This window comes from Microvirga lupini (assembly GCF_014191055.1).
In the GTDB taxonomy this organism is placed as follows: domain Bacteria; phylum Pseudomonadota; class Alphaproteobacteria; order Rhizobiales; family Beijerinckiaceae; genus Microvirga; species Microvirga lupini_A.
Genome location: NZ_JACHWB010000003.1, coordinates 39,704 through 63,684, shown reverse-complemented (window position 1 = coordinate 63,684; position 23,981 = coordinate 39,704). Strand labels below are relative to the sequence as shown.

Annotated in this window: 22 protein-coding genes; 12 read left to right on the top strand and 10 right to left on the bottom strand. The window is 62.6% G+C overall.

The features are described from left to right. Positions 1–6: 6 nt before the first annotated feature. On the bottom strand, positions 7–204 hold the full coding sequence (locus tag FHR70_RS11715) for a hypothetical protein (RefSeq protein WP_183450375.1): 198 nt from the start codon (positions 202–204) through the stop codon (positions 7–9). 258 nt (positions 205–462) lie between these two features. Between FHR70_RS11715 and FHR70_RS11710 the strand changes: the two genes are divergently transcribed. Continuing rightward, positions 463–1,236, top strand: coding sequence for a DUF2243 domain-containing protein (locus FHR70_RS11710; RefSeq protein WP_183450373.1), 774 nt, complete (start codon positions 463–465; stop codon positions 1,234–1,236). Between the two features lie 15 nt (positions 1,237–1,251). On the opposite strand, the gene FHR70_RS11705 is transcribed toward FHR70_RS11710, so the two are convergent. Continuing rightward, a complete protein-coding gene (locus tag FHR70_RS11705; RefSeq protein WP_210277597.1) occupies positions 1,252–1,626 on the bottom strand; it encodes a hypothetical protein in 375 nt (124 codons plus the stop codon). Positions 1,627–1,776: 150 nt separating this feature from the next. Between FHR70_RS11705 and FHR70_RS11700 the strand changes: the two genes are divergently transcribed. Beyond that, positions 1,777–3,822 (top strand): prolyl oligopeptidase family serine peptidase, encoded by a 2,046-nt coding sequence (locus tag FHR70_RS11700; RefSeq protein ID WP_183450369.1) that lies wholly within the window; start codon positions 1,777–1,779, stop codon positions 3,820–3,822. A 320-nt stretch (positions 3,823–4,142) separates the two neighbouring features. After that, positions 4,143–6,569, top strand: coding sequence for a helicase-related protein (locus FHR70_RS11695; RefSeq protein ID WP_183450367.1), 2,427 nt, complete (start codon positions 4,143–4,145; stop codon positions 6,567–6,569). Here the strand turns inward: FHR70_RS11695 and FHR70_RS11690 are convergent. Next, positions 6,566–7,735 carry a M20 aminoacylase family protein gene (locus FHR70_RS11690; RefSeq protein ID WP_183450365.1) on the bottom strand — a complete coding sequence of 390 codons (1,170 nt, stop codon included), beginning with the start codon at positions 7,733–7,735 and terminating at the stop codon, positions 6,566–6,568. The two genes, FHR70_RS11695 and FHR70_RS11690, sit on opposite strands and share 4 nt — an antisense overlap. Positions 7,736–7,833: 98 nt before the next feature. Here FHR70_RS11690 and FHR70_RS11685 point away from each other — a divergent pair, with 98 nt between their 5' ends. The 6 genes from FHR70_RS11685 to FHR70_RS11660 all read left to right on the top strand — a co-directional run bounded on the left by FHR70_RS11685 (position 7,834) and on the right by FHR70_RS11660 (position 13,774). Continuing rightward, complete coding sequence (locus tag FHR70_RS11685) at positions 7,834–8,523, top strand: phosphoribosyltransferase (protein WP_183450363.1); 690 nt, start codon at positions 7,834–7,836, stop codon at positions 8,521–8,523. Between the two features lie 164 nt (positions 8,524–8,687). After that, positions 8,688–9,728: an ABC transporter substrate-binding protein gene (locus tag FHR70_RS11680; protein WP_183450361.1), complete on the top strand. Its 1,041-nt coding sequence runs from the start codon at positions 8,688–8,690 to the stop codon at positions 9,726–9,728. A 10-nt stretch (positions 9,729–9,738) separates the two neighbouring features. After that, a complete protein-coding gene (locus tag FHR70_RS11675) occupies positions 9,739–10,587 on the top strand; it encodes an ABC transporter permease (RefSeq protein WP_183450358.1) in 849 nt (282 codons plus the stop codon). Continuing rightward, positions 10,587–11,375, top strand: a complete 789-nt coding sequence (locus FHR70_RS11670; protein WP_210277596.1) for an ABC transporter permease — start codon at positions 10,587–10,589, stop codon at positions 11,373–11,375. Before FHR70_RS11675 ends, FHR70_RS11670 begins: the two co-directional genes overlap by 1 nt. Positions 11,376–11,381: 6 nt before the next feature. Further along, complete coding sequence (locus tag FHR70_RS11665; RefSeq protein ID WP_183450354.1) at positions 11,382–12,449, top strand: ATP-binding cassette domain-containing protein; 1,068 nt, start codon at positions 11,382–11,384, stop codon at positions 12,447–12,449. Continuing rightward, positions 12,449–13,774 carry an amidohydrolase family protein gene (locus tag FHR70_RS11660; RefSeq protein ID WP_183450352.1) on the top strand — a complete coding sequence of 442 codons (1,326 nt, stop codon included), beginning with the start codon at positions 12,449–12,451 and terminating at the stop codon, positions 13,772–13,774. Before FHR70_RS11665 ends, FHR70_RS11660 begins: the two co-directional genes overlap by 1 nt. A gap of 2 nt (positions 13,775–13,776) precedes the next feature. On the opposite strand, the gene FHR70_RS11655 is transcribed toward FHR70_RS11660, so the two are convergent. Beyond that, positions 13,777–15,651, bottom strand: coding sequence for an adenine deaminase C-terminal domain-containing protein (locus tag FHR70_RS11655; RefSeq protein ID WP_183450350.1), 1,875 nt, complete (start codon positions 15,649–15,651; stop codon positions 13,777–13,779). 101 nt (positions 15,652–15,752) lie between these two features. Here FHR70_RS11655 and FHR70_RS11650 point away from each other — a divergent pair, with 101 nt between their 5' ends. After that, positions 15,753–16,691, top strand: coding sequence for a nucleoside hydrolase (locus tag FHR70_RS11650; protein WP_246408114.1), 939 nt, complete (start codon positions 15,753–15,755; stop codon positions 16,689–16,691). Further along, positions 16,688–17,218, top strand: a complete 531-nt coding sequence (locus FHR70_RS11645; RefSeq protein WP_183450346.1) for an ankyrin repeat domain-containing protein — start codon at positions 16,688–16,690, stop codon at positions 17,216–17,218. Before FHR70_RS11650 ends, FHR70_RS11645 begins: the two co-directional genes overlap by 4 nt. 11 nt (positions 17,219–17,229) lie before the next feature. Here FHR70_RS11645 and FHR70_RS11640 read toward each other — a convergent pair whose 3' ends face one another. From FHR70_RS11640 to FHR70_RS11615, 6 genes are all read right to left on the bottom strand, one after another. Continuing rightward, on the bottom strand, positions 17,230–18,078 hold the full coding sequence (locus tag FHR70_RS11640; RefSeq protein WP_183450344.1) for an SAM-dependent methyltransferase: 849 nt from the start codon (positions 18,076–18,078) through the stop codon (positions 17,230–17,232). Further along, positions 18,075–19,229, bottom strand: coding sequence for an NAD(P)/FAD-dependent oxidoreductase (locus tag FHR70_RS11635; protein ID WP_183450342.1), 1,155 nt, complete (start codon positions 19,227–19,229; stop codon positions 18,075–18,077). Before FHR70_RS11635 ends, FHR70_RS11640 begins: the two co-directional genes overlap by 4 nt. Beyond that, positions 19,226–19,939, bottom strand: a complete 714-nt coding sequence (locus tag FHR70_RS11630) for a methyltransferase domain-containing protein (RefSeq protein WP_183450340.1) — start codon at positions 19,937–19,939, stop codon at positions 19,226–19,228. The genes FHR70_RS11635 and FHR70_RS11630 overlap by 4 nt, the downstream gene beginning before the upstream one ends. Before the next feature lie 7 nt (positions 19,940–19,946). After that, positions 19,947–21,038, bottom strand: a complete 1,092-nt coding sequence (locus tag FHR70_RS11625) for a 3-oxoacyl-[acyl-carrier-protein] synthase III C-terminal domain-containing protein (protein ID WP_183450338.1) — start codon at positions 21,036–21,038, stop codon at positions 19,947–19,949. 126 nt (positions 21,039–21,164) lie between these two features. Continuing rightward, positions 21,165–22,085 (bottom strand): DMT family transporter, encoded by a 921-nt coding sequence (locus FHR70_RS11620; RefSeq protein ID WP_183450336.1) that lies wholly within the window; start codon positions 22,083–22,085, stop codon positions 21,165–21,167. 92 nt (positions 22,086–22,177) lie between these two features. After that, complete coding sequence (locus FHR70_RS11615; protein WP_183450334.1) at positions 22,178–22,489, bottom strand: hypothetical protein; 312 nt, start codon at positions 22,487–22,489, stop codon at positions 22,178–22,180. 314 nt (positions 22,490–22,803) lie between these two features. Here FHR70_RS11615 and purT point away from each other — a divergent pair, with 314 nt between their 5' ends. Next, on the top strand, positions 22,804–23,976 hold the full coding sequence (gene purT, locus FHR70_RS11610) for a formate-dependent phosphoribosylglycinamide formyltransferase (protein WP_183450332.1): 1,173 nt from the start codon (positions 22,804–22,806) through the stop codon (positions 23,974–23,976). Positions 23,977–23,981: the final 5 nt, after the last annotated feature.

The window sequence follows — 23,981 nt, the reverse complement described above, 5'->3', positions numbered from 1 at the left end:
TGAGTATCAGTGCTGAACTCCAATCGGCCAGGGTGCAAACAAGTTGGGACGCCTCCACAACGTGAAGTGATCCTGCACGGCGAGTTTGAGCTCTGCATCCTTCTCGATAAGGGCAATCTGCGCCTCGACGGCTTTAAGTTCCCGCTCAAGCTTTGCAAAGCGGCGTGCGTCGGCGGCGAAAGGCTTTCTTTTCCTGCTCTTCATCTGGCACCTCATGGACCGACAAGCAGCCTTCGCTCTCCCTGCTGAGGAAGAGGACGACCGACATTCGGATGGCCATGGTTGCGCCCCCTGGAAATCGTTCGTTGTGTTGTTGATTCGAATCCTACCTGAGCGAGCTTTCGCTCGTCTGTCAGGAACCCGACACAGACACTACATTCGTTAACTTGGATTAACCTTTGAAACTTCAGATCATCACCGGCGGTTGAAAGAATTGAACTCCTCTCGAACCGAGGCTGCATCGTGGCTCCCACCGCATCCCGACGTTCCCAGCCCTGGCCAGGCTATGTCCTTGGCTTTGCTCTCGGCGGATTTTTCGACGGTATTTTGCTCCACCAGATCCTCCAGTGGCATCATCTCCTAAGCGCCATCAACGGCGGGGATATCCGGTTCCAGGTCGCGGCCGATGGATATTTCCATGCCCTGATGTATGGGGTTGCCGCAGCAGGACTCTGGATGCTGTGGAGATCGCGCGGTTCGCCCGCAGGGATGTCGGGCCGCAGTCTCTTTGCAGGCATCCTGATCGGCTTTGGAGCTTGGCACATCGTCGATGCTCTCCTGTCCCATTGGTTGCTCGGAATCCACCGCATCCGAATGGACAGCATCAACCGGCTTTTCTGGGATCTCCTCTGGGTGGGCCTCTTCGGCCTCGTGCCGGTGGTTTTCGGATGGATCCTGAAGGGGCCCAAGGATGGCACCCCCCAGTTTGTCCGGTCGGCCGACCCGGCCCGCACATTGGTGGTTCTTCTGGTTCTCGGCGCGGGAGCTTTGGGGATTTGGCCGTTGAGAGGTAACGAGTTCGCCACTGTGCTGTTTGCCCCAGGCGCCGGACAGGACCACGCCGTCAGATCGCTAGCGTCAGCTGGTGCGCAACTGGTCTGGATGGACGCCAGCGGAGAGCTTGCGGTCGTCCGGCTGGCCAGAGGGCAGTCGGGATGGTGGCTGTTTCGGCACGGCGCCATCCTCGTGACCGGAGCCGGACTGCCCGCAGGTTGCCTCAACTTTCTACGCACCTGACCTTTGCCATCGGATTCAGCGCCGGCGCAGCCGCTCGATGGCATCCTTGTGTGCGGCGGGATCCACGTCGTATTCGGCCGCGAGACGCTCGATCTCAGCCTGTCTGTCTTCGGCGCTCAGCTTTGGGTTGAGGCTTGCGATTGCAGCCAGAAACGAAGCGCCGGCAAAAACCGGATCACGGCGGCGGGCGGTCTGCTCGCGCTCCTTCTTCAGCTCTGCCTGGCGCTGCTTGTAGGTTTCTAGCGGCCCAAATGCCCGGATGGCCCGATTGCGCAAGGCCGGGGCCGGCAGGTTGTGCTCCTGAGCGATGTCCTGCAATGCGCCTTTCGGATCCTCTCCCGCGAGCAGGGCTTCCGCGAGTTCTTCCAGTGCCGAAACGAACGGATCCATCATGGGCCCCTTTATGAATGGTTTGACCTTCAACGGATGGTGACCGGTTCGGTTCTCCATCAAATGTTGTCGAAGGCTCCGGCTGACCAATAATCCTTCCTGTCGATTCTCCTCCGCATGTCATCCCCACTTGAACGGAATCCACACGATATGGCCGAACAGCTGCAGGAACGGACCGATCCCTATCTCTGGCTGGAAGACGTGGAGGGCCAGGAGGCGCTGACCTGGGTGCGTGGCCAGAACGAGGCGACCAAGGTAGCCCTGTGCGATCCGGCCTTTGAGGCTGACAAGAAGGCGCTCTACGAGATCTCGACCCGGGCGGACAACATTCCGTTCATCACCCGACGGCGGGGGCAGCTCTATAATTTCTGGCAGGACACCTCCTACGTGCGCGGCCTGTGGCGCCGCACCACCATGGAGGATTACCGCAAGCTGGAGACCCGTTGGGAGACAGTGCTCGACATCGATGCGCTCGCGCGGGCCGAGGGGGAGGACTGGGTCTGGAAAGGCTGCGAAGCGCTACAACCGGAACAGCGCTACGGCCTCGTGAGCCTGTCGCGGGGTGGTGCTGATGCCGTAGTGGTCAGGGAGTTCGATCTTATCGAGAAGCGGTTCGTGGAGGACGGCTTTGCGTTGCCGGAGGCAAAGGGCGGAGCGGCCTGGCTCGACCGGGATACGCTTCTCGTCTCGACGACCCTGGGGGCGAACGCCGCCACCGCTTCCGGCTATCCGCGCACTGTGCGCCTCTGGCGCCGAGGCTCAGATTTCATGCAAGCCCCCTTGGCATTCGAGGGCGAGGCCAGCGACATCTACATCTCGGCCTCGGTCGATCGCGAGCCTGGCTTCGAGCGCGTCTTCTACCGGCGACAGATTACCTTCGAGGAGGGGTTCACCTATCTCGCACGGGAGGGCGGCGAGCCCCTGCTGATCGACCTGCCGCTCGATGCCCGCTTCGATGTGGAAAAGGATTGGCTCGTCGTGAAGCTGAAAAGCGACTGGGCCCTGCCAGAGCGCACCTATCCGGCCGACGCGCTCCTGGCAATCAGCTTCTCGCAATTTCTTAAGGGAGAGCGCAGGTTCGAGGTGCTGTTCGAACCCGGGCCCCGGCGGGTCCTCTCCGGGTTCTGGTGGACCAAGTCCCGGCTGGTGCTCACGGTCCTCGACAATCTCGCCAGCCAGATCTGGCTGGCGACACCGGGCTCGCCGTGGAGCTTGGAGCAACTGCAGGGGCTGCCGGACACGGCCTCTGTCTATGCCATGTCGCTTGATGCAGGCCAGCTCGAGCGGACCGACGAGTTTCTCCTGACGATCTCGAGCTATATCGAGCCGACGAAGCTCGCGCTGGTAACCGAGAACAAGCGGATCGAGGTTCTGAAGGAAGCGCCTGCCGCCTTCGACGCCTCTGGCCTGGAGGTGACGCGCCATGAGGCCGTCTCGGTGGATGGGGAACGGATCCCCTACTACCAGATCGGACCGAAGGATCAGCACGAGCCGCGCCCGACGGTGCTCTACGGCTATGGCGGGTTTTCAGTCTCCCTGACACCGGGCTACCTCGGCGGCATCGGCAAGGCGTGGCTTGAGCCCGACAATGTCTGGGTGGTGGCCAATATCCGCGGCGGAGGCGAGTTCGGGGCAGCTTGGCACAAAGCCGGCATGCGCGAGGGCAAACGGCTGTCCCATGACGATTTCGCCGCTGTCGCCAAGGATCTCGCAGAAAGGGGAGTGACAACTCCCGCCCAGCTTGCAGCCTATGGCGGTTCGAACGGCGGTCTCCTCGTGGGCAACATGCTGACCCGTTACCCTGAGCGCTTCGGAGCGATCTGGTGCACCGTGCCCCTCCTAGACATGCAGCGCTATACGCGCCTGCTAGCGGGCCCGAGCTGGGTGGCGGAATACGGCGATCCGGAAAGGCCCGAGGACTGGGCCTATATGGCGGGGTTTTCCGCCTACCAGAATTTGGAGGAGGGCCGCGCCTATCCTCCCGTCCTGCTCGTCACCTCCAGGCGGGATGACCGTGTCCACCCCGGCCATGCCCGCAAGATGGCGGCCAAGCTTGAAGCCATGGAGCAGCCGGTCTTCTTCTACGAGCCTGATGATGGCGGCCATGGCGCCGCCAACAAGGAGCAGGCGGCTTTTCTCTCGGCTTTGGGGTTGTCCTTCCTGCGAAGAACGTTGACCCGCACGGCGGGAGTATAGGCTGGCGCAAGATCTATTCGGCAGGTGATAAATCCAATGCGAACGGGAGCCGCCCATAGCCAGCGGCTCCCTTGATATTGCACTCTGCAATGGTCACATTGGAGCAGAGGAAAAGCGCGGCGCCTCAATATCTTAAATCCTGCCAGCGATCGCCAAAGGGACGGCCGTCGTAGCGGGATCATCGTCGCTTCACCGCGACTCCCGAAAACATCTGCAGCCTTCTGGAGTTTACCCCGACGCGCAGCGCAAGCTGCGACGACAGGCTGTCCAATGAAAGAGGCAGGAGCCGCCCAGGCGCGCTCCGCCTTCCGGAACTCTGAATGTCCAAGAAATCGAAGAACCTTGTCAGCCTCAATCACCTGCCGGGCATCCTGCTCGCCAGCCAGACCGAATGTGAGCGCTGGATCGAGGGCGGGCTGATCCCGGTGGCAGAGCGCCGGACTGTGCATCGGCGCGGGCGCAGCGTCGAGGAGCCGATGTTCGATCCGGAGGTCATTGCGCAGCTTGCCGCAGAGGTTCCGACGTGGCGGGAGCAGGGCGACGGGATGGGATCAGCGCAGCGTTCCCGTGGTAGCAGAAGGGACAGCGACCCGTCACACGATGATGCGGCCCATCGTCGGCGTCAGAGTATTCTCGCACCCGTTCGCAGAAACACGGGCATCTACATCGCCGAGGACATCCGCCGGATCGAGAGCGGCCGATGGAAGCCCGAGCGCGTTTTCGCCGGCTACCGTGCCGTGTTCAGCCGCCCCATGCAGGTCCTGCCAGAGAGCGATCCCATCGAGATCGCGGTCGAGTTTGCCTTCGCAGAACCGGTAGAGGTTGCAGCGGTGACCCTGGCGCCAGCGCGCGTGGAGCGTGCGGAGCTTACGGCTGCCTCGGAAGCCCTGGAGGCCCGGCTGATCGAGTTGCGCGATGCAACCTTCGAAGCCTGCGAGCAGGAACTGGCGGGCTGGCGCGACGAGCTCGAGACCTATCTCGACGCCTTTGAGGATGCTGACGAGCGGCAGGCGATTCTTGGCGGTATCCGTGCCGCTCTCGACAAGCTCGATCGGGTCCATGCATCCGACAAGGGCGGCCCTGCCGGTGCCGCGCGCAAGCTGCGCCAGAAGCTCGACGACTACCGTTCGAAAGCTGCGGCCCGCAGGCTCCGGCACCTGCGCGAGGCCCAGATCCGCGAAGCTTCCGGCTATGAGCGCTACGCGGCGATCTTCCCCGTGGCCCGCTCCCTGGACCGCCGCTTCCTGTTCCTGGCCGGGCCGACCAACTCAGGCAAGACCTATGAGGCGCTGAAGCTCGCGCGAGAAGCCGAGACCGCCGAGATCCTTTCGCCCCTGCGGCTCCTGGCTCTTGAGCATTTCGAGCGCATGAGCGAGGAGGGGCTTCCAGCCGGCATGGTGACGGGTGAGGAGCGCGTGCTGCCGGAGGGCGCGACTCACATCGCCCGGACCATCGAGACCCTTGATCTGCATCGCATGGTGGATGTCTGCGTCATTGATGAGGTGCAGATGCTTGGGGATCCAAGCCGCGGCTGGGCTTGGACCCAGGCGATGGTTGGCGCTCCCGCCCGGCTTGTGGTCCTCACTGGCGCCCCGGAAGCGATTCCACTCGTCGAGCACCTGCTCGCCATGACCGGCGAGCCGCTCGAGGTGAAGATCCTCAAGCGCAAGGGCAGGCTGCGCGTGGAGGGCGTGCCGGCCAATCTCAACAAGCTGATGCGCGGCGATGCCGTCGTGGCCTTCACCCGCCGGGACGTGCACGACCTGCGCACGCGCCTCGTGCAATCAGGGCGTACAGTGGCGACCGTCTATGGCGCGCTGGGTCCTGAGGTTCGCCGGGCCGAGGCCGCGCGCTTCCGCAATGGCGAGGCCGAGATTCTTGTGGCGACCGATGCCATCGGCATGGGGCTGAACATCGGGCCGTTGCGGCGTGTCGTGTTCTCGACTCTGCGCAAATTCGACGGCGTGCGCGATCGCCAGCTCACCGCCATGGAAATCAAGCAGATCGCCGGCCGGGCAGGGCGCTTCGGCCACCACGACGAGGGCTTGGTGACGGCTCTGCCGGAGGTCGGCGGGTATGCGCAGGTGGAGAAAATCATCGGCAGCGCGCTGTCCGGCGATGCCGGCAAGATGCGCGGCAAGGCCTATGTTCGGCCGAACCAGGAAACGGTGCTTTCGGCCAGCGAGGTGCTGCAGACCGATCGGCTCGGCCGCGTGCTGCAGCATCTGAATGATACCCTTGTCGCAGGCCACCCGGATCTGCGGATGGCCGACATGGAGGAGATGATCGAGCTGGCAACGCTTCTCGATACTGTGGACATGCCGATTCTCGACCGGTTGTCCTACTCGATGGCGCCAGTCGATGGACGTGAGCAGCTGGCCGTCGAGCTGCTCCTCGATTGGGCCCGGCAGCATGCCCGCGGCGGGCGTGTGCAGGCGCCTGATTTCGGCATCAACACGGATCTCCTGAAGCTGGAGGCCCGGGTGAAGATCGCGACATCCTGGCTCTGGCTCGCCCAGCGCTATCCGGATGTCTTCGAGGATGTGGAAGTGGTCGTCGATTTGCGCGCAAGCCTCAACGCCAAGATCGAGGAGAAGCTCGTCTCGACTTCCGTTTCTCATCGCCGGAAACCCGAGGACAAGGCGCGGCGGGACAGGGGCAAGGCTCCACAGAAGCAAAGGAAAAACCGGCGGCGGTCTGAAGCCGAAGCCGGCGAAATGGAGCAGTACCGGGCTAGGCGGCGTTAGGCTTTGAGTTCCTGCTCGACAAGCGCGACCCAAAAAGCGACGCCGGTCGGGATCGCCTCGTCATTGAAATCGTAAGCGGTGTTGTGATGGAGCGCTCCGTCGACGGCTGGGCCGTTTCCAAGCCACACATAGGCACCCGGGGCGGCCTCACCGAAGAACGCGAAGTCGTCGCCTGCGGTCGAAGGCTCGAAATTTGTCACGACCTTGGAGCCGCAGACGGCCTGCGCCGCCTTCAGCGCACGGGTCGTCACATTGGCATGGTTAATCACGGGCGGGATTCGCCTGCGGAACTCATATGACATCTCCATGTCGAACATCGCCGCGATGCCCTTGGCGAGGCGCCCGATCTCGGCCTCAAGCTGATCGCGCACCTGGGCAGAATAAGCCCGCGCCGTGCCGCCGATCTCGACCACATCTGGAATGACATTGAGCGCCCGTGGGTCACCAGCCTGCACGGAGCAGGCGCTCACCACGGCTGGTTGTAACGGGTTGACCACGCGCCCCACAATGGTTTGCAAGGCTGCGAGGAAGTGGCCGCTCGCCGTGATCGGATCCTTGCCGAGATGCGGTTTGGCCCCATGGGTGCCAACGCCCTTGAAGGTCACGAACCAGCTGTCCGAGGAAGCAAGCTGCGGGCCAGCGGTGACGGCCATCTCGTCGATGGCCAGCCCCGGCATGTTGTGCAGGCCATAGACCGCATTACAGGGAAAGAGATCGAAGAGCCCGTCTTCCACCATCTTCTTCGCGCCGCCCCGGCCTTCCTCAGCCGGCTGGAAGATGAAATGCACCGTGCCTGAGAAGTTGCGCGTTTTGGCCAGATGGCGAGCCGCTCCCAGCAGAAGCGTCGTGTGCCCGTCGTGGCCGCAGGCATGCATCTTGCCGGGGAACTTCGACTTGTATGGACGCTCCGCCTGCTCAGGCATGGCCAGGGCATCCATGTCTGCGCGGAGCCCGAGTGCGCGCGTGCTATCTCCGACCTGGAGGGTGCCGATCACTCCTGTCTTCCCCAATCCCCGATGGACACGCAGACCTGCTTCTTCCAGCAGGGTGGCGACGATGCCGCTCGTCCGCTCCTCTTCGAAACCCAGTTCCGGATGAGCATGGAGATCCTGGCGGAGGCTGCGCAGGAATGGTAGGTCCGCCTGGATGAGGTCCTGAAGGGGCATCGAGCTGTCGTCCTGGAGGTGCCGTTGGGCGTGTTCGATAGCGTGGTGGAGATCAGGCCACAATCATCCTTCTCGCAACCAAGATACAGAGACGAACGATGCAGCCCCACGATTTCTGGCAGGAAATTCACCCGCCGTCGACCTTCGAGCGGCAACCTGCGGAGGGGCATCGCGGCTTCTATCCGGCGGAGTTCGAGGATGGGCGTCAGCTGCGCCTGCCGATCCGCGAGCTGGTGGATGGGGAGCATGCCTTGGCATCCCTCATCATCAATCAGGCCGGTTTCGCCGTGGAGGACGCGCTCTGCGCCAGTCTTGCCGAAAAGGTCCGCGTGTTTGAGCCGGAGGTGGTGGTTGGGCTCCCAACGTTAGGGCTTACCCTGGCAAGCGGCACGGCCAGGAAGCTGGGGCAAAGCCGCTATGTTCCCCTCGGGACCTCCCGCAAGTTCTGGTATCGGGAGGATCTGTCGGTGCCGCTGACCTCCATCACCAGCCCGGAGCAGCTCAAGCGGCTCTATCTCGATCCGCGCATGCTGCCCGTCATCGAGAACCGGCGGGTTCTGCTGGTGGACGATGTGATCAGTAGCGGACGATCAATGGCGGCCGCCTTGGAACTCCTCGCCGCATGCGGCGTCAGGCCGGTCGCGATCGGCGCGGCGATGCTACAGACCGATGCCTGGCGGGAAAAGCTCGCCGCCATCAGTCCCGAATGGCCGGAACGGGCCGTCGGTGTGCTGCGAACGCCGCGGCTCAAGCGGACAGCCACTGGCGGCTGGGCACCAGCGTTTTGAATTGCAAGCCTTTTGAGCAGAATGGCTGTAACGTGGGCAATGTCCGTATGGGGCAGGGGTTTCCCATGGCCATGGTTGTGTTAATGCCTATGCGACCGGGGCAGGGGTCCGAAATCTGGAACGGCCCTTCGGCAGCGAAACATTGGAACCTAGGAGAAACTGAGATGGCAGGGCGTTGGTACAAACCGCTTGTAGGCACGGCCTTTCTTCTGGCGGCGCTGTCTTCAGCTCCGGCCATGGCTCAGAACAAGACCCTGACGATCTCCTGGTGGGGTTTCAACGGCGACAAGCTGGAAGAGATCGTCCTGAAGCCGTTCCGTGCCCAGTGCGGTTGCGAGCTGGTCTTCGAGACCGGCAATAACGCCGACCGCCTGAACAAGATCAAGATTCGCGGCGGCAGCGGCGTCGACGTGGTTTATTTGACCGACAGCTACTCCCAGATCGGTATCCAGGAAGGTCTGTTCCAGCCGGTCGACCGCTCCAAGATTCCCAATCTCAACGGCATCTATGAGCTGGCGCGCGCGCCTCAGGGTCAGTTCGGCCCGGCCTACACCATCGGCCGCGTCGGCATCATCTACGACAGCGCCAAGGTCAGCGCGCCGATCACCTCCTGGAATGACCTGTGGCGAGAGGATCTCAAGCGCCGGGTTTCGCTGCCGGGCATCACCACCACGGCCGGCCCGATGACGGTTCTGGTGGCCGCGAACAAGGCAGGGGTCGATCCCTACAAGGACGAGAAGGCGGCGTTCAAGGCTCTCGAGCAGTTGAAGCCCAACGTGGTCAAGAACTACAACACCGGCTCCGAGCTCGTGAACCTGTTCTCGACCGGCGAGGTTTCCGTCGCCATGGCGCAGGACTTCACCCTGGCCCAGATTCAGGCGGCGGTGCCGACCGTCCGCTGGGCGGAACTGAAGGAGGGCGATTATGCCACCCTCAACACGGTGAACATCGCCAAGGGTGCGGCGAACCCGGACCTTGCGCACCAGTTCATCAACTTCGTCCTCGATCCCAAGATCCAGCAGACGCTGGCCGAGCGGGGCGTCGATGCTCCCGTGGCCACTGCGGTGCAGCTGAAGCCCGAAGAGGCCGCTCGCTGGACCTATGGCCAGAAGATGATCTCGTCACTCAAGCGCCTCGACTACGAGAAGCTCAACGCGGCCAAGACCGACTGGCTCGATGCCTGGAGCGAGGTCTTCGGGAAATAATCCAGCCATCATGACCTCAAGACGTTTCTGGCGCCGCAACGGCGCAACCGGGTGGGCGCTGACCGCGCCCGCCACACTCGCCGTGGTCGGATTCCTGATCGTGCCGATCGCGGCCGTGATCGCCGGCACCTTCACGGATCCGCGCGGGGTCTTTGCTCCCTACATTTCTTATTTCAACAGCGGCTTCCGCACGACCGTCCTGTTCCGGACGCTGCAGATCTCGGCGTTGACGACGATCATCTCGCTGATCTTCGGCTTCATGACTGCCTATGTGGTCTCCCGCGCACCGGGGAAGCTGAAGAGTCTGCTTATCGTGGCAGCCGTGTTTCCGCTGCTGACGGGTGTCGTGGTCCGCGCCTTCGCCTGGCTTATCATCCTAGGCCGCAACGGCATTCTGAACCAGACCCTGCTGGGGCTCGGCGTCATCAATGAACCGCTTGAGATGCTCTACACGCAGGGAGCAGTCGTCGTCGGCATGGTCTATCTGTTCGTGCCGCTGATGGTTCTTTCCCTGGTCGGTGTCCTGGAGAACATCCCCAAGGACGTGCTGCAGGCCTCTTCTTCGCTCGGAGCCTCCCCGATGGCGACGTTCTGGCAGGTGCTGCTCCCGCTGGCCGTGCCAGGGCTTATCGTCGGCGCCGTGCTTGTCTTCACCGGCAGCTTCACGGCTTATGCGACACCGCAACTGCTCGGTGGCGAGCGCCAGACCGTGTTGGCAACCCTGCTTCAGCAGCGCGCCATGGTATCCTTCGACTGGGTTGGCGCCTCGACCATCGCGGCCATCATGACGGTGATCACCATCACCATTGTTCTCGCGATGAGCCATATCGCCCGCCGCATCAACCCCATGGCCACGTGATGTCCGACAGACCTCATTTCCTCCTGATCGCCGTCGCAGCGCTGGTCTACCTGTTCCTGATGCTGCCGCTGGTCATCGTGGTCGGCGCGGCATTGAGCGACACCACCTACCTGACCTTCCCGCCGCAGGGACTGTCCCTGCGCTGGTTCGAAAACATCTTCGAGATCAGCGCCTTCCGGCGGACAATCATCACCAGCCTGCAGATCGCGCTTCTCGGAACGCTCATCGCTCTCCTGATCGGCATTCCGGCGGCATACGCGCTCAACCGCTTCCGGATCGAGCTGCCGAAATGGCTCGGGACATTGTTCGTGCTGCCGATCCTTGTGCCCGAGATCGTGTTCGGCTTCGCCCTGCTGAAGTCGTTCACGGTGGGGACCGGGGCGCCGATCTTCCTGTCTCTCCTCATCGGCCACACGCTGATCGTGCTGCCCTACGTGGTGCGGGTGATCAGCGCGAGCCTAGCCTCCTTTGACTTCTCCATCGAGGAGGCGGCGATCAGCCTCGGCAGCGCCCCGGTCAAAACTTTCTTCACCATCGTGCTGCCGAATGTCAGGGCAGGGGTGATCGCCGCGTTCATCCTCGCCTTCATCACCTCCCTCAATGACGTGTCGGTGTCGCTCTTCCTGACCGGTCCGGGGATCAGCACCCTGCCGATCCAGATCCTCGCCCATGTGGAGCAGTTCTTCGACCCGACTGTCGCGTCCGTTTCCGTCCTGTTGATGTTCCTCACCGTGGCCGTCATGGCCGTGGTGGAGCGAACCCTCGGCCTCACCTTTCTTGCGAAGTAGCTTTCCGTGACACAGCCCCTCGATCTCCAAGCCGTCTCCGCCCATTACGGAACGACCAAGGTTCTGGAAGACCTCTCGCTCTCGGTCCAGGCCGGCGAACTCGTGTCTCTTCTCGGAGCCAGCGGCTGCGGCAAGACCACGACCCTGCGCCTGATCGCAGGCTTTCTGACGCCGACCACCGGCTCGATTCAGCTCGGAGGACGCGACCTGACACGGCTGCCGACACACAAGCGTGATATCGGTCTCGTTTTCCAGAACTATGCCTTGTTCCCGCATCTCTCCGTGCTCGACAATGTCGCCTTCGGGTTGAAGCAGCGCGGCATGACTCCGGCCGAGCGCCGCAAGCGTGCCATGGCCATGCTGGAGCGCGTGGGTCTTGCTCCGCTGGCCGACCGTGCTCCAGGCGCTCTGTCAGGCGGCCAGAAGCAGCGCGTCGCCTTGGCGCGAGCTCTTGTCATCGAGCCGCCGCTCCTGATGTTCGATGAGCCGCTTTCGAATCTCGATGCCAAGCTTAGGGTCGATATGCGTGTGGAGATCCGCCAGCTGCAGCGGTCGAACGGCACCACCTCGGTCTATGTGACGCACGACCAGGAGGAGGCCTTCTCGATCTCCGACCGTGTCGCGATCATGAATGCCGGGCGTCTCATGCAGTTCGACCGGCCGGAGGTGCTCTACCGGCGCCCTGCCAACACCTTCGTAGCGCGCTTCGTCGGGTTCGAGAACATCCTCCCGTTCAAAGTCATCGCGCGCGACGGCGACATGGTCACCGCGGAAACAGCCGGAATGACCCTCCGGCTGTCGCAAGCTGTTTATGGCGCAATCCCCGACACCTTCCTCCTGGCCACGCGGCCCGACGGCCTGGTGGTATCCACCGATCCCACCGCCGAGGGGCTTCCGGCCCAATTGGGCCTGCGGACTTACCTCGGCCGCGCCTACCAGTACCAGTGCGAGACGGCGGCCGGTCACCTGATCGCCAACGGCAGCCTCACGACGCCGCTGGAGGCGGGAACGAATGTGAAGCTTGTGCCCATGCCGGAGCAATGCACCATTCTCGCCAGCGAAGGAGGCCGGTAATGGCGTCTATCCTGATCAGGAACGCCTGTCTGCTCCCTATCGATGAGAGTATGAGCGTCATCGAAGGTGGGTGGATCCATATCGAGGGTTCAACAATCCGGGCGGTCGGCTCCGGTGAGCCGCCGCAGACGGAGGGAGCCGAGCTTGTTGACGTTGGCGGCGACGTGATAATGCCTGGCATGGTCAATCCCCATGCGCATCTGGCCATGACGCTGTTCCGCGGTCTCGGCGAAGACGTGGACGATCGGCTGTTCCGCTATGTACTCCCCATGGAGCGCAAATTCGTCACGCCGGAGATGGTGCGCGTGGGCACGCTCCTCGGCGCGCTGGAGTCCATCGAGGCGGGCGTCACCACCATCGCGGACATGTACTATTACGAAACGGAGGTCGGGCGAGCCCTCGATCAGGCAGAGTTGCGCGGTGTGGTCGGCCAGACGCTGGCCACTTTCGATCCGCCGGATCACAAGACCGTTGATGAGGGATTTGCGCTGGTCGAGGAACTCGTGTCGGAGTTCTCGGGGCACGAGCGGATCACTCCCTCCATTGCACCTCATGCGCCCTATTCGACCGATATCGAGGTAATGGCGCGAGTCGCTCAATGGGCCGAAGCGCATCGCGATGTGCCGGTGCAGATCCATCTCGCCGAGATGGACAGCGAAATGGAATGGTGCCGCAAGAACCATGGATTGCGACCGTTGGCGGTGGTGGAGAAAGCAGGGCTCCTCATCCCCGGCCTGATCGCGGCCCATTGCCTGCATATCGACCCGTTCGAGATCGAGCGCATGGCGAAAGCGGATGTGCGCGTCGCCCACAACGCCCGCTCGAACGCAAAGGCCGGGCGCGGGATTGCGCCCATCGAGGCCATGCGGGCTGCCGGCATAAAGGTCGGCATCGCCACCGATGGTCCCATGAGCGGCAACACGCTCGACCTGTTAAGCCAATTCGGGCCAGTTTCGATGTTCCAGAAGATTCTCGGCCACAGCCGCAAGCCGATGCCGGCTGCCCAGGTGATCCGCATGGCGACGTTGGAAGGCGCTCAGGTGCTGGGTCTCGACAGCCGCATCGGCTCGCTCGAACCCGGCAAGCAGGCCGACCTCATCCGCATCGACCTGTCAGCGCCTCGCCTGCAGCCGGTCTACGACATCTATGCCACGCTGGTGTTCTCAGCCATGCCCGTGGACGTGCGGGACGTGATGGTCGGCGGCCGCTGGCTCATGCGGGGCCGCAATGTCGAGAGCCTGGAGCGCAAGAAGATCCTGCGCGATGCAGGCCAGATCGCGACGGCGTTCAAGGCCGAAATGGCCCGGATCGACGCGGCCGGCTGAACTTACCAGACGACCGGGTGCGTTTGCCCGGTCGCCACGTTCACGAAACCCTGCGGCGCCGCCTCGCAGGGCGCGACCAGAACCCAGCGCCATGGCGCGCAGGTCAGCGTCGCGAATTGCAGCCGCTCGGGAAAGCCAGGATACCAGCGCGGCGAGAAGGTCGGCTCGTAAAGCCACTCAATGGTTTCCGCCGCCGCGTAAAGGCGCTGCATGTCGGTATCGAGCTCCTCCGCCGGTCGCTGCGTCATCAGCCCGCCGATCTCGTAGCGTACCTCTGCCAGAACCTTGCCGCCGCTCACCAGAACCCAGCCCCCGCCGATCTCCGCCACGCGATTGGCCACCATCGCCATGGCTTCATCCGACGATCCGACGATCCAGAGATTGTGCTTGTCGTGTGCGACCGTGCAGCCGACGGCAGTGTCGGGCGTCTTCGGTCCGCAGCCGAGCCAGAACATGCGTGAGATTTTCGCCTCGCCCGAGAAGCGATCGACGATAGAAAATTTGGTGACGTTTCGATCGGGGTCGCCCTGGACCTCCCCGTTCTCGACCTGCAACTCCATGGTGATGAACTCGTCGTGCCAGTGGAAAGGCCGCAGCAGGGCCGCCTGCATGGTGGTGCGGCCGGGTTCGGCTGCAATGGCGAAGTCCTTTGGCTTGATGGTGCGCTTGATGTTCACCGTCTTGGAGGCCCAATCGGGCCAGTTGATGGAGGGCAGGGCGCCAAGATATTCCGTTCCCTTGGAGACAGGCTTCCCGTCGGCCCACACCTCGGCGATGGAAAGCTGTTCAACATCGTCGAGCAGCACGATATCGGAGAAACGCCCTGGCGCGATGCTGCCGACCCAAGGCGTTAGGCGCATATGGCGCGCCGGGTTGATCGTCACGCATTGGATGGCGATCTCCGGCGAGAGACCAGACTGAATGGCGAGGCGTACATTGTAATCAGTTGCGTCCATGCGCAACGTGTCCGAGGCGCTACGGTCATCGGTGGCGAAGGCGATCTGAGACCAGTCGGACAGACCCCGCTGGAGCAGTCCCTGGATGATCTCCGGCATGGAGTGCGGCCTGATTTCGATGAAGATGCCGTGGCGCAGCTTGTCCCATACCTCCTCCGCGGTCCAACCTTCGTGATCGGAAGCGAGACCCGCTGCCGCAAAGGCGTTGATAGAGTTGAGATCGCGCAGACCTGCACCATGCCCTTCCACGACGCCGCGCTTCTCGAACGTTGCTTGGATCATGCCCCAAAGCCGCTTGTGCGACGGATTCTCAGGATTCCAGACAGCAGGCCAGTCCATCACCTCGTCGAGGCCCGCGACCATGAGGCTCTGCCTCAGAAACTCCGCTTGCTCATCGTATCCGTAATAACCTCCACCCCATTCATAGGCGGTGGGCGGCACCGCCGAACCGGGAAGGGGGAAGATCTTCATGGGCGAGCCGTGCCGGCGCGCGGTCAACCAGAATTCCAGGTTGTGGGGACCATCGACATTCGAGAATTCATGGCTTGCCTCGCACGTCCAGGTATTGCCACGCGGGAGGACCAGCGCGGCCTCGTATTCCGGCGTGATGTGTGAGCTTTCGATGTGCTTGTGGACCTCGCCGAAACCCGGAACGGCGGCGAGGTTCGAACGATCCTTCCGGGCGAGAGCGGTTCCCGGGAACGTACCCGCGGGTCCGGTCCAGGCAATGCGCCGGCCGCGAATGGCGATCTCCTGATCCTCGAGCCATGTGCGTGTATGAACATCGAGCAGCCGTCCGACGCGCAGGAGCCTGTCCGCCGGCTGTTTGCCGAGCGCGACCAGAACGAGATCCTGGCGGATTGTCACTTCATCCGCGGCATTCACCAGAAGGTCGTTGGGAAGTGAAGCGGAACGGGTCACAGCGCACCTGTAGCTATGGTCAAACGCGGTCCGCTGTCGGATAAGAAGCCATACGGACCTGGAAAGCTTCTACCCCGATCATGAATCTCGCAAAACCCCGCTTGACTGTCATCGACACCGATCCCGGCATTGACGATGCCATCGGGATCCTCCTGGCATTCGCCTCGCCCAATTTCACCATTGCCGGAATCACAACTGTGGCTGGCAACATCGGCATCGAAACCACGACGCGCAACGCAAGCCGCCTTCTCGCGTTCGCAGGCCGGGAAGATATTCCAGTAGTTCGAGGAGCAGCTGCGCCGCTGTCGCGGGTCGGACCTGAGCCGTTGAACCTGCATGGCACAGACGGTATCGGCGGTGTTGCCTTGCCTCATCCCGTGCGTCTCCCTGACGATCGGCAGGCCGTGAAATGGCTGGCGGATTTCCTGATGGAGCAGCCGGCGGGTATTGTCGATGTGCTCGCCCTCGGACCACTGACGAACCTGGCGCGTCTCGTTCTGGAGCAGCCTGAGGCTGCAAGGCGCATTGGCCGGATTATCGCCATGGGCGGAGCAATCCATGAACATGGCAATGTCGGACCGCGTTCCGAGTTCAATCTCTGGGCGGATCCAGAAGCCGCAGCGGTTGTCGTCGCATCCGGTCTGCCGCTCGTGCTCATTCCCCTCGACGTTACACGCCGCGTGCGCGCCACGCGCGAGTTCGTGGAGGCGTTGTCCGCGAGCGGAAAACCCATGCCCGCCAAGGTGGCGAACCTCATCGAATCTTATTTCGAAGGGGAGGCAAACCGGGAGAGCCGTCCGCTCCATGATCCTTGCGTGATGTTATACGCCTTATCACCCCAACTCTTCCGGATCGAGGAGCTTCGCTTGAGCGTCGATACGGGAAACGGTGAGTTGGCTGGAGCGCTTACGATCAGTCCTGAAGGAACTCCCGTGCAGGTTGCCCTCGGCGTCGATGGTCCCGCCGCGCTCGATCTTCTCGCTCGGCACCTCACCACCATCGAGGCAAGTGCCTCAAGAAGAGAGTCGAGCACGTCATGACGAACGATCCACCGAAACCGGCCCAAGAACTGGACGAGGAGACCATTGCCTTCGCTCAGCGTGTCTTCCAGCATGCCAGGGCGGGGCAGGTGCAGGAGCTGGGCGATCTCCTCCAGATGGGATTGCCGCCCAACCTGCGCAACGAGAAGGGCGACTCGCTCCTGATGCTGGCAAGCTATCACGGGCATGCCGAAGCCGTACGGCTTCTGCTGGACCATGGGGCCGATCCGGACCTCTCCAACGATCGCGGCCAGACGCCTCTCGCCGGAGCGGCCTTCAAGGGCGATATGGCATCGGTCGAAAGCCTTCTCGATGGAGGTGCCGACGTGAATGGCCGAGGCGAGGGCGGAAAGACCGCAGTCATGATCGCAGCCATGTTCAACCGGGTCGAAATCGTCGAAACGCTGCTGGCGCGTGGAGCGGATGCTCAGGCGCGTGATGCCGGCGGCCTCACGGCCGAGGCCCTGGCTGGTGCCATGGGTGCGTCGGACACGGCGGAATTGCTCGCGCGCTCGGCCCAGTCGTAGGAAACCTAGGGCTAGCTAAGTTTGTGCGCCGTGAGAAGACCGTAGCGCATCGAGCCGGTCAGATAGGCGATCCAGATGCGCGGGACGCTCAGGGCGAAAATGCGGTTTTTGGCGCGGGCATTCAGCAGGTAGCGCCTGTATTGCGAATGGGTCAGGAGTTTCCTTGCAACCCGCCCCGTGCAGAGCGCCCAGGTACGCCGAACCCTGTCGCTCAGGTCTTCGAACTCATCGACCAGAAAGCCGGCTTTGCTGGCCCATGCGCGATACTCTATCTCGCTGCCCATACCCGGTAAGCGCCCTTCGCGGCAGATCGGCTCCAGCAGATAGCGTTCCTCCCACGGGCGGACGCCGTCGCGTGCCAGCCAGGCATAAACGGCCAATTTCCCTCCGGGGCGAAGGGTGCGGAAGGCCTCGTCGAAGAAAAATTGCTTGTCGGGCATGTGCTCGGAACTCTCGATGGCGATCACATGATCGAAGGTCTCGTCTTTGAACGTGTTCGTAAGCCAGTCCTGTTGCCTGAAGTGCAGGAGTGGCGATGCGGCGCTGCGCATTTGTGTCTGCCGAAGCTGCGCGGATGAGAGCGTGACCCCCGTCACATGGACATCATGATGATGCGCAAGCCACTCCGCCGTCGCGCCATAGCCGCAGCCGACATCGCAGACGCGCTGGCCGGGCTGAAGATCCATGGTTCCTGCAAGATGGGCGATGAGAGCTTCGACCGCCTCGTCCGGGCTCTCCTGGCCGCTTGTCCAGAGGCCATGATGGACATGCTCGCCCCAGATCTCGCGGTAGAACGGGTCCAACTCGTCATAATGCTCCGCGACGGCGGCGGATGTCTGAACCTCCCGCGGCACGATCATGGCAGGGCCAGGGCTCTCTGCATGGAGCCCTCCCGCAGGCGGGTGAAGGTCGCAACCTGCTGCATCAGGGAAGGCCATGTCTGACAGAGATGAAAGACAGCTGTCTGGCTAGGTCCATAGCGCGCAGCCTTGTTGATCAAGAATGCAAGCCGGACCTGACGCTGGACGTCGGATGACATCTGTCGGTGAAAATCCGTGCTGGCACGACCGCCGCGAAGAAATATCGAGGCAGCGAGACACCCACTGTGTAGCGCCATCGACATGCCCTCGCCGGTGAAGGAGGGGATTACGCCTATTTGATCGCCAAGGCGGAAGAGTCCTTGAGGCTCGCTCCGGGCGGGGCGATGCACGAACCCATAGGGGATCTGGAAGATGGAAAGAGGTTTGTCGAAAAGCGCCAGCGCGCCACCTAGCCGGTCGGCCAGGGAAGGGCACTCGTGCATGATCTGGTCGATCATACTTTCCCACCTCTTGCCGACCTGCTCGAAACGCTCCTGGGTGATGACCAGGCACAGATTGGCAATGCCTCCCTCGATCAGCTGGAGCCCGGCATAGCCCAGCTCAAACAGAACGATCTCAACGGCCCCTTCGAGGGCTGAATGCTGCTCCTCCGAGAACCGGTAGTGCATCTTGAACCCGATGAGATCGTTGATGGATCCTGAGGCTGCCCGTTTCATGCCCCTGACATCATGCTTGCCGCTGGCCAGGAAGAGGGTCTCCGCCCGGATGGGGCCAAATGAGCCTGCATCGATCCGAGCGCCTGTTTCATCAAAGGTAAGGGAGCGAACGGTTACTCCACGTGCAACCCGAGCACCAAGCGTCGCGGCTTTTTCCAGCAGCGCCTCATCCAGAACCTTGCGAGAGAGGCCGCGGGCGGTGAACGGCAAATCCGCCACGGCCTGCCTTCCGCGATGATATATACGCAGGCGTGAAATCCGGCTCGCACCTAGCTCGTCAAGGTCGATGCCGAGATGAGCAAGATATGTTTGAGCCTCGACACTGAGGAACTCGCCGCAGACCTTGTGCCGGGGCTCGGGATCGCGTTCAAGGAGCAGCGCCGAGCGTCCTCCTCTCCCCAGGACGCTGGCGGCAGCAGCGCCTGCGAGCCCTCCGCCTACGATCACGATTGCCTCGGCACGGCACCCGCTCATTTCAACCGGCTCACGCAGAGACGGAACGGAACATGCCAGTGGATCTCCGCCGTTCCGGGCGCAAGGCTTGCCGCAAGCAGGATTTTATCCCAATCGTCCTTCCGGAAGCTGCGGGCAATGGACACGGGTCCGTCATGCTGAACGAAGCGGTGCCAACGGGCGACGCGGGCGAGCGTGCCGAAGGCATGGTAGGGAATGGGATGGCGGTGGAGATCGGCGATATACCAGCCGCGTGCCGCCACCTGCTCCATCCAGCGGATGAAGATCGCCAGTTCCTCATCCGACATGTGATGCGTCGTCTGGGAGCTGATTACGAAGTCGATGGGACGTTCCGGCTTGTAGTCGAAGACATTACCGGTCAGATACTCGATGGGAACATCAGGAGGTGTTGCGGCTCGGGCAATCGGTTCGCTCATGGGATTGAGGTCAACTCCGACGAGATCGACGGCACGGCCCTTGCGGCGGCTCCAGGCATGGATCTTGCGCAGGAGATCGCCATAGCCGTAGCCCACATCCAGAACTGTCACACGCTCGCCCGGGGTCAAGCTGCGGGTGGCGCGGTCGATCCAAGTCAGGATCGGCCTGTGGGTCAGGGTCAAAGCATTGACGGTGGAGAGGTCCTTGAGACAGGCCCGGTAGTCTTCAAAGCTGACGGTCTCAGTATCCATCAGCTCCGTTTCATGGCTGCGCTCGGCGAAGCTCCGGCCCATGGCGGCATTACCCTGCGATGTCGAACCGGAAGGTTTCGGCGACCAGTCCGGGTCCGAAGGCCATACCGAAACCTTTCGAATTCGGTGGGGCCTGCTGCATCATGCGGTCGAGCACGAACATCAGCGTGGCGGACGACATGTTGCCGAACTCCCGCAGGACGCCGCGGGACCAGCGCAGAGCCTCTGGCTGAAGCTCAAGCCCCTGCTCGACGGCATCGAGAATCGTACGGCCGCCGGCGTGAACTGCCCACAGGTCGAAGTCATCCTTGTGCTGGCCACGCAGGATGCCGCCATCATCGTTGCGGGTCACCTCATGGCGGAGCGCTTTCGCGATCTGCTGCGGCACCTCACCGGACAGGCTCATCTGAAAGCCGGCATTGCCGATGCGCCAGGTGATGAGATCCCGCGTGTCTGGAATGGTCGCGACGCGAAAATCCTTGAGGGCGATGCCTCGTGGTTCGGCCGAGAGCAGGCTCGCGGCGCAGCCATCGCCGAACAGCAGGGCGCTCAGGATCACCTCGAGGTCAGAGGTCTCCTGAAGATGAAGCGTGCAGAGCTCGAGATTAACGACCAGCACCTTCGCTGAGGGCTCCGACCGGACAATGTGGTGCGCCACCTTCAACGCATTAACCGCCGCCGCGCAGCCCATAAACCCGACCATGGTGCGTTCGATCGAAGGGTCAAGGTCTAGCCGTTCCATCAGCTGCTGATCGAGCCCTGGAGCGGTGAAGCCGGTGCACGAGGCAACGACCAGGTGAGTGAGAGAGGAGAGCTCCTCGCCCAGTTTAAGAGCCTCAACAGCCCTCTCGGCTAAATCGACCGCATGGGTTTCGAAGCGGTCCATGCGGGCTGCCGTCCCGGCAAACTGGCCCGGTTGGAAGAGACCTTCCTGGTCGGCTGAAGCCTCCAGGTTCTCACTCGGCGTAAGGGTGGAATAACGATGCTCGATGCCGGATCGCTGCACCATGCGCCTGAAGAGAAGCTTATCCTTTCGCTCGGGCAGGAGGTTGTCGACAAAGCCGATGAAGGTCTGATGGACGTCATGCTCCGGCACAGCCGTGCCAATCTGGTTGATATACGCGCCAGTCACGAATTCCACCCTGCCTTCATGAGCCTTAGGCTGCGGCCTAAGCCTCGAAGATTGACGCTCAAGCACATAGGGCGCGGGGCAGGCGAGGGAACGCAGGTGCGGCAGAAGTCGCAGCTCTGTGAAGGCGGCGCAGCTTCAGTTCTGGGTGGATACCGACGTCGGGGAGGCAGGCATTGTTTCCGGCAACGGGTCTGCCTGCTGCCGGCTCCGCTTGAGCGTCTGCTCCCGGGCGAAGATGAAAAGGCCGGCTGCGACCACGATGACAATGCCGAGCAGCGCCAGGGCGTCAGGCCATTCGTCGAAGAAGAGGGCGCCGATCGCCAGGGCCCAGAGGATCTGGCTGTACTGGGCCGCCCCCAGACGATCGGCCGGGGCGTAGATGGTCGCCACAATGAACAGAGCCTGCGCAGCGAAGGCTGTTGCCGCGAAGGCGAGGAGCAGGATCCATTGATGGCCTATGGGCCAGGCAAAGCCCGGGATCATAAGCACTCCGGCAAGAACGGTCGTCGCCAGGAACACCGTGCTGATCAGGGTGAATCGTTTCTCCGTCCGGCCGATCATACGACCGGCAATGACCCCTCCGGCCGCGCAGAATGCGGCCGAGAGGGCTGCAAAGTGGCCGGGAAGAAGCTCCTTGAACCCGGGGCGCACGATGACCAGAACCCCGATGAAGGCGGCGCAGACAGCGAGGCCCCGTCGCCAGCGGACATGCTCCTTCAGGATAAAAATGGAGAGAACCGTCACCAGGCTTGGCATGAGGAACAAGAGCGCAAAGGCCTCCGCAAAGGGCAGGCTGCGGAACGCCATGACGCTCAGCGGCGTGGTGGCCGCAATCAGAAAGACCCTGAGCCCCATGAGCCAGGGCCTGTTCCAGCGCACGATATCGAGCACGTGGTCGCCCGGCTTCATGAAGACAGGTGAGAGGACCAGCGGGATCAGATAGCCGAAGAAAGTCACCTCGAACGGGTCGAGGTCATGGCCGATCTCCTTCACGATGGCATCGCCCCAGGCGAAGACCGCAAAGGCTAGGAAGGCGAGAATGATACCTTTGACCATGTTCGGACGATCCCGCAGGAGAGGCGGCTAGAAATGGCAAAGGCGCCAGCCGATCGGGCCAGCGCCACCGAAGGGGGAACAGGATAACAGTCTTACCGTGGCATGACGAGGCGAGGGCGCTTGCGCTCGACCACCACGACCTTCGGCCCCTCATTGCGCTCAGTCATGGAGTAACGGTCTGCCAAGTGCACAGGTCGACGGACCGGGGGCGGAACTGCGGCCTTCAGAACGGCGGGCCTAACCTCGTCCTCAGACATACCCATGAGTTGCGCTGCGATTTCGATCTGGCTCTCGACATCGTCGGTCAGACCCTGGGCGGCCACAATGGCTTCCTCAAGGGCAGGAGGGTCGATACGGGTCACACGCCGGTTCTGGGTTCCCGAAGATTTCTTCTTGGCTAGCATAAGGCTTCTCCTGCGCAGACCATTAACTCACGACATTCAGGTTTGCGTAATGCATGGTTGAGACGGCAGGGCTGCACTCAGCGCAAGCGAGGCTGGAACTCCCTCGATGCTCTTGAAGCCCCTCGATGAAGGCGGATCCATGGCCGATCCTTAAAGGTGGCGAGGAACAAAGCGTTTTCAGGCTTATCTTGCCCGTTAAAGGTGGCATTGAGTTGGCTTGGCGATTTCACTTTCCGTCTGGCACGGACTCGGCCATATCGCTCGGCGAAGACATCCGGCGTCATCCCCGCTGGAACAACACGAAAGGCATTCCCGTGTTCACTGCCAAAATTCTCCTTCTCGGATCCGGCGAACTCGGCAAGGAGTTCGTGATTTCGGCGAAACGATACGGCTGCCATGTCGTCGCCTGCGACAGCTATGCGAACGCACCGGCCATGCAGGTCTCGGATGAAGCCGAGGTGTTCTCCATGCTGGATGCTGATGCCCTGAGGCAGGCCATCGAGAAGCACCGGCCGGATTTCATCGTACCCGAGATCGAGGCAATCCGCACCGAGGTGCTGCAGGAGTTCGAGGATAAGGGTTTCACGGTCGTTCCCTCCGCTCGTGCTGCCTCGCTGACCATGAATAGGGATCGGATCCGCGAGCTTGCCGCCACCGAGCTAGGGCTGCGCACGTCCAAGTACCGCTACGCCGAGAGCCTGGAAGAGGTGAGGACCGGGGCCGCGCATACGGGCCTCCCCTGCGTCATCAAGCCGGTCATGTCCTCCTCAGGCAAGGGACAGAGCACCGTGCGGACGGCCGCTCAGCTGGAGCAGGCCTGGAAGGACGCCGTGGCCAATATGCGGGGCGACCGCAAGAAGGTGATCGTCGAGGAGTTCGTTGCTTTTGAGTATGAGATCACCCTGCTGACCATCCGCTCCCGTGAGGGCATATCCTTCTGCGAGCCTATCGGGCACCGGCAGGAGCGGGGGGACTATCAGGAATCATGGCAGCCGACGCCGATGACCGAGAAGCTGCTTGCCGACGCCAAGGCGATGGCCACCAAGGTCGTCGATAACCTGGGTGGCTATGGGATCTTCGGGGTGGAGTTCTTCGTCACCCGCGACGAGGTGATCTTCTCGGAGCTTTCGCCCCGTCCCCATGACACGGGTCTCGTCACCCTGCTGTCCCAGAATCTTTCCGAGTTTGATCTCCATGCCCGTGCTGTCCTAGGGCTGCCGATCCCGCCCGTCCGGCTCCATGGGCCGACCGCCTCGGCCGTGATCCTAGCCGACCGTGAAGCCGAGCGGTTTTCGATCCAGGGATTGCGGGAAGCTTTGGAGCTTGCTTCCGAGAATGCGGACGTGGAGGTCCGGCTGTTCGGCAAGCCGACGACCCGCAAGCACCGCCGCATGGGCGTCGCTCTGGCCTCCGGGAATTCAGTGGAGAAGGCTCGCGAGCGGGCGCGTCAGGCTGCGGAGCGGATCGAGATCACGTACGAGAGCTGAGCCTG

Excerpts from the sequence above, each read along its gene's own strand:
- FHR70_RS11675 (WP_183450358.1), top strand. The coding sequence starts at position 9,739 with ATGACCTCAAGACGTTTCTGGCGCCGCAACGGCGCAACCGGGTGGGCG.
- FHR70_RS11705 (WP_210277597.1), bottom strand. The coding sequence starts at position 1,626 with ATGGATCCGTTCGTTTCGGCACTGGAAGAACTCGCGGAAGCCCTGCTC.
- FHR70_RS11635 (WP_183450342.1), bottom strand. The coding sequence starts at position 19,229 with ATGAGCGGGTGCCGTGCCGAGGCAATCGTGATCGTAGGCGGAGGGCTC.
- FHR70_RS11645 (WP_183450346.1), top strand. The coding sequence starts at position 16,688 with ATGACGAACGATCCACCGAAACCGGCCCAAGAACTGGACGAGGAGACC.
- FHR70_RS11715 (WP_183450375.1), bottom strand. The coding sequence starts at position 204 with ATGAAGAGCAGGAAAAGAAAGCCTTTCGCCGCCGACGCACGCCGCTTT.
- FHR70_RS11660 (WP_183450352.1), top strand. The coding sequence starts at position 12,449 with ATGGCGTCTATCCTGATCAGGAACGCCTGTCTGCTCCCTATCGATGAG.
- FHR70_RS11630 (WP_183450340.1), bottom strand. The coding sequence starts at position 19,939 with ATGGGCCGGAGCTTCGCCGAGCGCAGCCATGAAACGGAGCTGATGGAT.
- FHR70_RS11680 (WP_183450361.1), top strand. The coding sequence starts at position 8,688 with ATGGCAGGGCGTTGGTACAAACCGCTTGTAGGCACGGCCTTTCTTCTG.
- FHR70_RS11700 (WP_183450369.1), top strand. The coding sequence starts at position 1,777 with ATGGCCGAACAGCTGCAGGAACGGACCGATCCCTATCTCTGGCTGGAA.
- FHR70_RS11685 (WP_183450363.1), top strand. The coding sequence starts at position 7,834 with ATGCAGCCCCACGATTTCTGGCAGGAAATTCACCCGCCGTCGACCTTC.
- FHR70_RS11640 (WP_183450344.1), bottom strand. The coding sequence starts at position 18,078 with ATGATCGTGCCGCGGGAGGTTCAGACATCCGCCGCCGTCGCGGAGCAT.
- FHR70_RS11695 (WP_183450367.1), top strand. The coding sequence starts at position 4,143 with ATGTCCAAGAAATCGAAGAACCTTGTCAGCCTCAATCACCTGCCGGGC.
- FHR70_RS11615 (WP_183450334.1), bottom strand. The coding sequence starts at position 22,489 with ATGCTAGCCAAGAAGAAATCTTCGGGAACCCAGAACCGGCGTGTGACC.
- FHR70_RS11620 (WP_183450336.1), bottom strand. The coding sequence starts at position 22,085 with ATGGTCAAAGGTATCATTCTCGCCTTCCTAGCCTTTGCGGTCTTCGCC.
- FHR70_RS11670 (WP_210277596.1), top strand. The coding sequence starts at position 10,587 with ATGTCCGACAGACCTCATTTCCTCCTGATCGCCGTCGCAGCGCTGGTC.
- FHR70_RS11690 (WP_183450365.1), bottom strand. The coding sequence starts at position 7,735 with ATGCCCCTTCAGGACCTCATCCAGGCGGACCTACCATTCCTGCGCAGC.